Annotated in this window: 5 protein-coding genes; 4 read left to right on the top strand and 1 reads right to left on the bottom strand. The window is 65.1% G+C overall.

Annotated elements, in window-relative coordinates; all coding sequences use genetic code 11:
* On the bottom strand, positions 1–1195 hold a 1195-nt coding region (locus tag KQI84_18120), incomplete at its 3' end, for a hypothetical protein (GenBank protein ID MCB2156798.1).
* Between KQI84_18120 and KQI84_18115 the strand changes: the two genes are divergently transcribed.
* The 4 genes from KQI84_18115 to KQI84_18100 all read left to right on the top strand — a co-directional run bounded on the left by KQI84_18115 (position 1185) and on the right by KQI84_18100 (position 6905).
* The gene (locus KQI84_18115; GenBank protein ID MCB2156797.1) at positions 1185–2504 is read left to right on the top strand and encodes a hypothetical protein; all 1320 of its coding nucleotides are present in this window, start codon (positions 1185–1187) and stop codon (positions 2502–2504) included. The genes KQI84_18120 and KQI84_18115 overlap by 11 nt on opposite strands.
* A 140-nt stretch (positions 2505–2644) precedes the next feature.
* A complete protein-coding gene (locus KQI84_18110) occupies positions 2645–4189 on the top strand; it encodes a PAS domain S-box protein (protein MCB2156796.1) in 1545 nt (514 codons plus the stop codon).
* Positions 4190–4210: 21 nt separating this feature from the next.
* The gene (locus tag KQI84_18105) at positions 4211–5479 is read left to right on the top strand and encodes a hypothetical protein (GenBank protein ID MCB2156795.1); all 1269 of its coding nucleotides are present in this window, start codon (positions 4211–4213) and stop codon (positions 5477–5479) included.
* On the top strand, positions 5472–6905 hold the full coding sequence (locus KQI84_18100; GenBank protein MCB2156794.1) for an O-antigen ligase family protein: 1434 nt from the start codon (positions 5472–5474) through the stop codon (positions 6903–6905). Before KQI84_18105 ends, KQI84_18100 begins: the two co-directional genes overlap by 8 nt.
* Positions 6906–6965: the final 60 nt, after the last annotated feature.

The raw sequence follows: 6965 nt of genomic DNA, 5'->3' as shown, positions 1-6965 counted from the left end.
ATACTCCAAGTCCGACTCCGAGCGACACACCGTCACCCACTCCCTCGGATACACCAACGGCCACGCCTTCGGATACGCCGTCACCCACGCCAAGCGATACTCCGTCTCCGACACCGTCGGATACTCCGAGCCCAACACCTTCGGATACCCCGACGGCCACTCCGTCGGATACCCCGAGTCCGACGCCAAGCGATACGCCATCGCCCACCCCGTCGGATACACCCAGCCCCACGCCTTCGGACACGCCCACGGCAACGCCGAGCGACACTCCGTCTCCAACACCTTCGGATACTCCGAGCCCCACGCCTTCGGACACACCGACGGCTACTCCGTCTGATACTCCAAGTCCGACTCCGAGCGACACACCGTCACCCACTCCCTCGGACACACCCACGGCGACCCCGAGTGACACTCCGTCTCCGACACCGTCCGATACTCCGAGTCCAACACCTTCGGATACGCCAACGGCCACGCCGTCTGATACTCCAAGCCCGACTCCGTCGGATACACCCAGCCCGACGCCTTCGGATACACCCACAGCAACACCGAGTGACACTCCGTCTCCGACACCGAGCGATACTCCGAGCCCAACCCCCTCGGATACACCAACGGCTACTCCGTCAGATACACCGTCGCCCACGCCTTCGGACACACCGACGGCTACGCCGTCTGATACTCCAAGTCCGACTCCGAGCGACACACCCACGGCGACCCCGAGTGACACTCCGTCACCCACTCCCTCGGACACACCCACGGCGACTCCGAGTGACACACCATCTCCGACGCCGTCCGATACGCCCACCGCGACGCCTTCGGACACACCCACAGCCACGCCGTCTGACACGCCGTCTCCGACGCCAAGCGACACACCGTCGCCAACACCTTCGGACACGCCCACGGCGACCCCGAGTGACACACCGTCTCCGACACCGTCCGATACTCCGAGTCCAACACCTTCGGATACCCCGACGGCCACGCCGTCGCCTACGCCATCAGATACCCCAAGCCCGACACCTTCGGACACACCGACAGCAACTCCGTCTGATACGCCATCACCAACGCCTTCGGACACGCCGACGGCAACGCCCTCTGAGACGCCGACCGTGACTCCGACGGACACACCCACGACGACGACGGCTACGCCAACCGATACACCGACGGCGACTCCCACCGAGACGCCTACGGTGACTCCCACGGATGTCCCGACCAGCACGCCGACGCCAACACCGACGGCGACAATCAGTCCGACACCGACCGATACGCCCACGAGCACGCCAACCCCAACGCCCACGGCCACGATCAGCCCGACGCCGACGGATACTCCGACGAGTACGCCGACTCCCACGCCGACGCTGACGCCAACAGGCACACCAACGGCCACGCCAACAGTCACGCCTTCGGACACGCCGACGCCGACGCCGACATCGACGCCGATCGAGTTCGATTTCGTGGACGATACGGAGGGCTGGCAGTCCTTCAGCTTCCTGGACTTCCCGCCACCGACATTTGGTAATCGGACGGGAGAACCGGGCACGCTCGACATGACCGCGAACACGAACGTGAACCAGGTTGGTATCTGGCAATCGCCGGCCTTCGAGATCGTCGCCCCGGGCGAGCCGGCGCGCGACGCCGATGCGATCCCGCTGATGGGAACGATCGGGTCGACGATCTTCTCGTCCACCTACACGGTGATGACGGATGAGCCGGATCAGGTCCTCGTGCCGCAGATCCGTGTTCGTACAACCGCCGACAACAGCCAGCAGTCGGAAGTGCTCTCGATCGAGTCGCACTACGATGGCGCGTTCTCCCCGACCGTCGCGGGACGCGACTACACGTTGCTGTTCCGTCCGTCTGCCACCAGCCCGATCTTCCGGTTCCAGTTCGACATGCTGAACTTCTATCCACTGGATTCGGCCACGGCCACGGTGATGCTCGACTACGTGACGATCCAGCCGATGCCGAGCACATTGTTGGATGGCGCCACCTCCGAACGCGTCTACGACTTCGTGGGCGATCAGGACGGTTGGAACTCGTTCACCATGGGCAGCAACTTCAGCGAACCGGCCTTCGCATACGATTCGGCGAACTCGCGCCTCGGCATCGAAATCGCGGACACGGGCGACTTCCAGTTCGGCTTCTGGGGATCGACGATCGATCCGGCCAACAACGTTCCCATCGTGGCCGATCGCCTCTACGGGGCGGTCTACTCGGTCGGAACCAACATTGCCGACCCGGACCAGGTGCCGGAGTTCCGCCTGCGCCTGAACGAGTCGCTCTTCCGCGTCAGCCAGTACACGAACATCGCTTCCACGGGCACCGCGGACAACGTCCCGACGACCGATGGGCCGAAGGACTACATGGTGTTCTTCCCGGTCAACATGGGCGTCGGACGCGAACTCCTGTGCTCCTTCGACCTGTTGACGGATCCGAGCGCAGACAATGTCCTGGTCGGCGGATCGATCTTCGTCGAACGCGTCGAGGTCTTCTCGGCTCCGGCGCCGTAACAGCCGAAATCCAAACCTGACCATCTCCCCCAAGGCGGCTCCCTCCCGGAGCCGCCTTGGTTCGTTTGGGGGTTTCCTGTTGCGATCCCGCCTGCAATCGGGGTGTTTAGTTGAGTTTAAGGGGAGCGATGCGGGAGAGAATGCGGATCGACGAAATCGGGTGCCGAATGTCGGACCGGGAACCGGCCACACACGATATGGACGAGTTGGAAGCCCTGCGCCGCAAGGCGGCTGAGTTGGAAGAGGAACTGCGCGCCGCCCGGGCAGAGCAGGACAGGATCCGGCGCCTCGTCGACCACATGAACTACGGTGTCGTCGTGTGCGACATCCAGGACGATGGCGCCCAGTTCGTGGTTCGCGAATTCAATCGCGGTGCCGAACGCATCGAGAGCATGCCGGCCCGCAATACGGTCGGGCACTCGGTCTCGGAACTCTTCCCCCACGTTCGCAGCAGCGGTCTCTTCGATAAGATGCAGGCCGTAGCCGGCGACGGCCAGCCCCGCCATCACCAGACGCGATTGTACGAAGGCCGAAAGCTGACGCACTGTCACAATGACTACATTTTCAAACTTGGCGACGCTCAACTTGCGATCGTCTACTACGACAGCACGCAACGCATGCAGACGGAGGAAGAACTCCGTCGCTTCGCCATTTCCGTCGAGCAATCCATCGACGGAATCGCGCTCAACGATCTCGACGGTCACTTCCTGTTTGCGAACAACGCGTGGGCACAAATGCACGGCCGCGACGTGGAAGAACTGATCGGCCACCACATTTCGATCTGCTACACGGCCGAGCAAATGGAAGAGCAGGTTCGCCCCTGCATGCAGTCCGTGATGAAGACGGGCGGATTCACCGGCGAGATTTCTCACGTGCGAAAGGACGGTTCGACGTTCCCCGCACTGATGTCGACGACGCGGTTACTCAGCCCCGATGGAAACCCGATGGGGATGATTGCCGTCGCGCGTGATATCACGCAGTTGAAGAGCGTCGAACAACGCCTGCGTGTTCTCGAGGCCGCCGTGCGCGATGCCAGCGAGGGCATCATCATCACGTCCGCGGACCTTTCGCTTCGCGGCGGCCCGCGCATCGTCTTCGTCAACGAAGGCTTCACACGCATGACCGGCTACACGGCCGATGAAGTGGTCGGTCAACCCATCAGTATCATGGGCGGCCCCGACACCGACCCAGGAATGCTGGATACATTGGCGCGCAACCTGGCGCGTGGACTTCCCTACTCCGGCGTAACGAAGAACTATCGCAAGGATGGCTCGGAATTCGAAAGCGAGTGGAAGATCTCGCCCGTGCGCGATTCCGAAGGCAACATCACGCACTTCGTCGCGATTCAGAGCGACGTCACCGAGCGCCGCCGCGCCGAGGAAGCGCGCCGCGAATCGGAGCAGATCGCCACGATCGCCGGCACGGCAATTACGTACAACCACGAGATCAACAATCCGCTGAACGCTATCACCGGATACGCAGAAATGTTGCTACACGATGTGAAGGACGAAGATACGCGCGAGAACATCCAGGCCATCCTGCGCGCGGCCGGACGCATTCACGAAGTCATCCGCCACATCGATTCCCTTGCCCACCCTTCCTTCAAGACCTACATAGGCGACAAATCCATGCTGGATCTCGGCCCGGGAGCCTCGGAAGACGACAGCGAGGTCGATCCCGAGTAGCGTTTCCTCGAAGCCTCCCCCATGCCCTCAACCACACCCATCCGTATCGTCCGCATCGCAGCGGGAATCGTGCTGGCCGCGGGTTTCATCGGATGGACGGCGAGTTCGTCGACTCACTTCCGCCAGGAAGCCCAATGGCGCGACGCCCGCGCCCAGGGGTTGGCGACACTGGCGGTCTACGAAGGGAATTCTGCAAACCCCGAATTCCGCCTCCAGCGCGGCCGCGCCTTGCTCGACAACGCCTTTCCCCCGCGCCCGAACGAAGCGGCCGAGGAATTCCGTCGCGGCCTACTTTCGGATCCACGTCGGTCGGTTCTGTGGACGCGCCTCGCAGAGGCGGAACTCTACGCCGGCCGCATCGACGTGGCCCAGGCAGCGCTTGAGCAGGCCGCGCTCCTCGATCCGGTTAATCCGCGCCGGCGGCGCCAGGCAATTCGCCTGTGGGAACTGGCCGGACGGCCCGCGGATGCGCGCAAGGCCGCTCGCGAGCTGGCAGCCCTTGGCCCGAATCGACTGGCGGAGGCACTGGATGAAGTAGCCGTGCTGGGCGACACGCCCGAGCAAGCCTTCAAGGCTCTCGGCCTGAGCACCGTCCCCCCGAAGGAACGCCCCGCCCTGGCCGATTCCATCGATCGCATCTACGGCCCCGGCGCGTTCGCATCCATCGTAGAGGCGCTGCCGGCGGAATGGCTGAGCGATCCGGCGCTGCGGCATCGCACGATCGTCAGCGCCCTCGTGCCACTGCGGTACGAGGAAGCGCGGCAGCTCTGGCTGCGTGACCTGGAGGAAACCGGCGCACCGTTCGAGCTGCGCAAAGGGCTCATTCAGCCGCTGACGAATGACAGTTCCCCTTGGGACGAAGCCCGGCCGCTGGGCTGGCAGCCGCCGCCAAAGGGGACCGGCGTTCGCGTCGAGTGGCAGCACGATCCCGAACCGCGCGCCGTGATCGAGATGGATCGCAACCTCGGTCGTCGATTCCAGTGGAACATCCTGCGCGCGCTCGCCCCGCCGGAAACAGCAGTCCGCGTGACGGCCGAAGTGCGCGTCACGCCGCCTGCAAACTCCGACGTCATTCTGTCCGTCGAGCGAGGCGGCGATGAAAAGCCGCTGCGCATCTACGCATCCCATGAGATTGCCGACTGGCAGGATTTGACCATCACCGTGCCGCCGCAATCGAACGGTGCGGTGCTGAGCATCAGCCTCTTGCGCGACCAGCGAGGTTACCTGGATCAGGGCGAACGTCCGATCCTGGAATGGCGAGCCGTTCGCCCGGAGGCCGCCGATGAGTAGGCGAACCTCCCGCCCGCCGCGCATTCACCGACGCCCGCGCTGGATGCGCCTCGGCGATGCCCTCGCCGAAGCCGTCGTTTACGCGATGCTACTCATCGCGATGGTTTCGTTCGGCGGCGTCTCCCCCGCCGCGAAGGCCTGGCTGATGTGGGGCGGCGGCCTGCTGGGCGCCTGGGCGGCCGTGGGGTTGGCGGTCGGGCGCTGGTCCCGGGACGGCTCGTGGAGCGAACGCCTCGCTGCCGCGGCCGTGTGCTGGCCGGTTCTCTGGATTGGCCTGCAGAATATCCGCCTGCCCGCCGCAACGGTCCTGAGCGGATCGGCCTATCGTGCCGAAATCTGGGGCGCGGTGGAGGCCGCCAGTGCGGACCTGCCCGCCCGACTGCCGCTGGCAATCGTGCCGTTCGCGGCAAACGAAACACTGCGACTGGCCATTGCATTTGCCGGGTTCTTCCTGGCGGTGCTTCTGCTGGCTCGCCACCGAGGCCCGGCGCTGCGACTAACCATTGCGCTGACCGCCGCGGCCCTCTTCCAAGGCCTCTGGGGCGCGCTGCAGTTCATCCTCTCCGACGCGGTCCGCGCCAGCGGCGCGCTCGTGAACCCGAACCACTACGCCGCGCTGCTGCTGCTTTGCCTGCCGGCCGCCGCGGCGCTGATCGCCGTCTGGAATAGACGCCGACCGGATCACGACGAGTTCTGGACCGGCCGCCACCCGGCAATGCTGCTCGGGATCCTCGTGCTGCTGGCGCTCGTCGGTTGGGTCCTCAGCCTCTCGCGCGCGTCCATTCTGCTGGGCGGCAGCGTCCTGCTCGCCTGGGGCGTGCTGGAAGCCTTGATCCATTGGACGCGCAACCGAGGCGGCCATCGCCCGGCGCGCCTGGGTCCGCGAGCCGTTGTCGGGATCGTCGTTGCCGGAGGACTGATCGTTCTGCTGATCAGCGCCGCGGCCCTCAGCCAGTTTTCGCTGCGATTCAGCAGCACCGACGTCGGCACCGACGATCGTTACGGTTACTGGGCCGCCACGATGGACGGCTGGCGCCAGGCCCCACTGATCGGGCTCGGCCCCGGCGGGATCGAAGCTGCGCTGAACCGCTACTCGCGCCGACCGCTCGACCTCGTGCCCGTCCACAGCCACAACGACTACCTGGAAATCCTTGCAGAGTGGGGCGTGGTCGGCGCGGGCGTGTGGGCACTCCTGGTGGTGGGCGCACTGGTCGCCGCCGCGCGCGACTGGCGCAAAGACCTCGCCGGGCTCTCGCCCTCGCGCTGGATCATCCGCCGAGCCGCCGCCGCCGCACTCCTGGCCACCGCCGCCCACGAACTCCTCGACTTCCCCCTCCGCGTCCCGCTCGTCATGCTCTGCTTCCTGATCGCCGTGTCCCTCGCAATCGGAAGAGGCCCGCTGTATGTCCTGGCCAGGCGGCGGTGAGGGGCCTCTGCATCGAGAAACAGATTGCCCTGACTGATCATCGCGCCACAATATGGACTG

It is taken from the genome of bacterium (genome assembly GCA_020444065.1).
Taxonomy (GTDB): domain Bacteria; phylum Sumerlaeota; class Sumerlaeia; order SLMS01; family JAHLLQ01; genus JAHLLQ01.
Note: the sequence above shows the minus strand (reverse complement) of the source record. Positions and strands in the feature narration are given on the sequence as shown.

Coding starts and splice junctions, on each gene's coding strand:
- KQI84_18110 (MCB2156796.1), top strand. CDS start 2,645: ATGCGGATCGACGAAATCGGGTGCCGAATGTCGGACCGGGAACCGGCC.
- KQI84_18105 (MCB2156795.1), top strand. CDS start 4,211: ATGCCCTCAACCACACCCATCCGTATCGTCCGCATCGCAGCGGGAATC.
- KQI84_18100 (MCB2156794.1), top strand. CDS start 5,472: ATGAGTAGGCGAACCTCCCGCCCGCCGCGCATTCACCGACGCCCGCGC.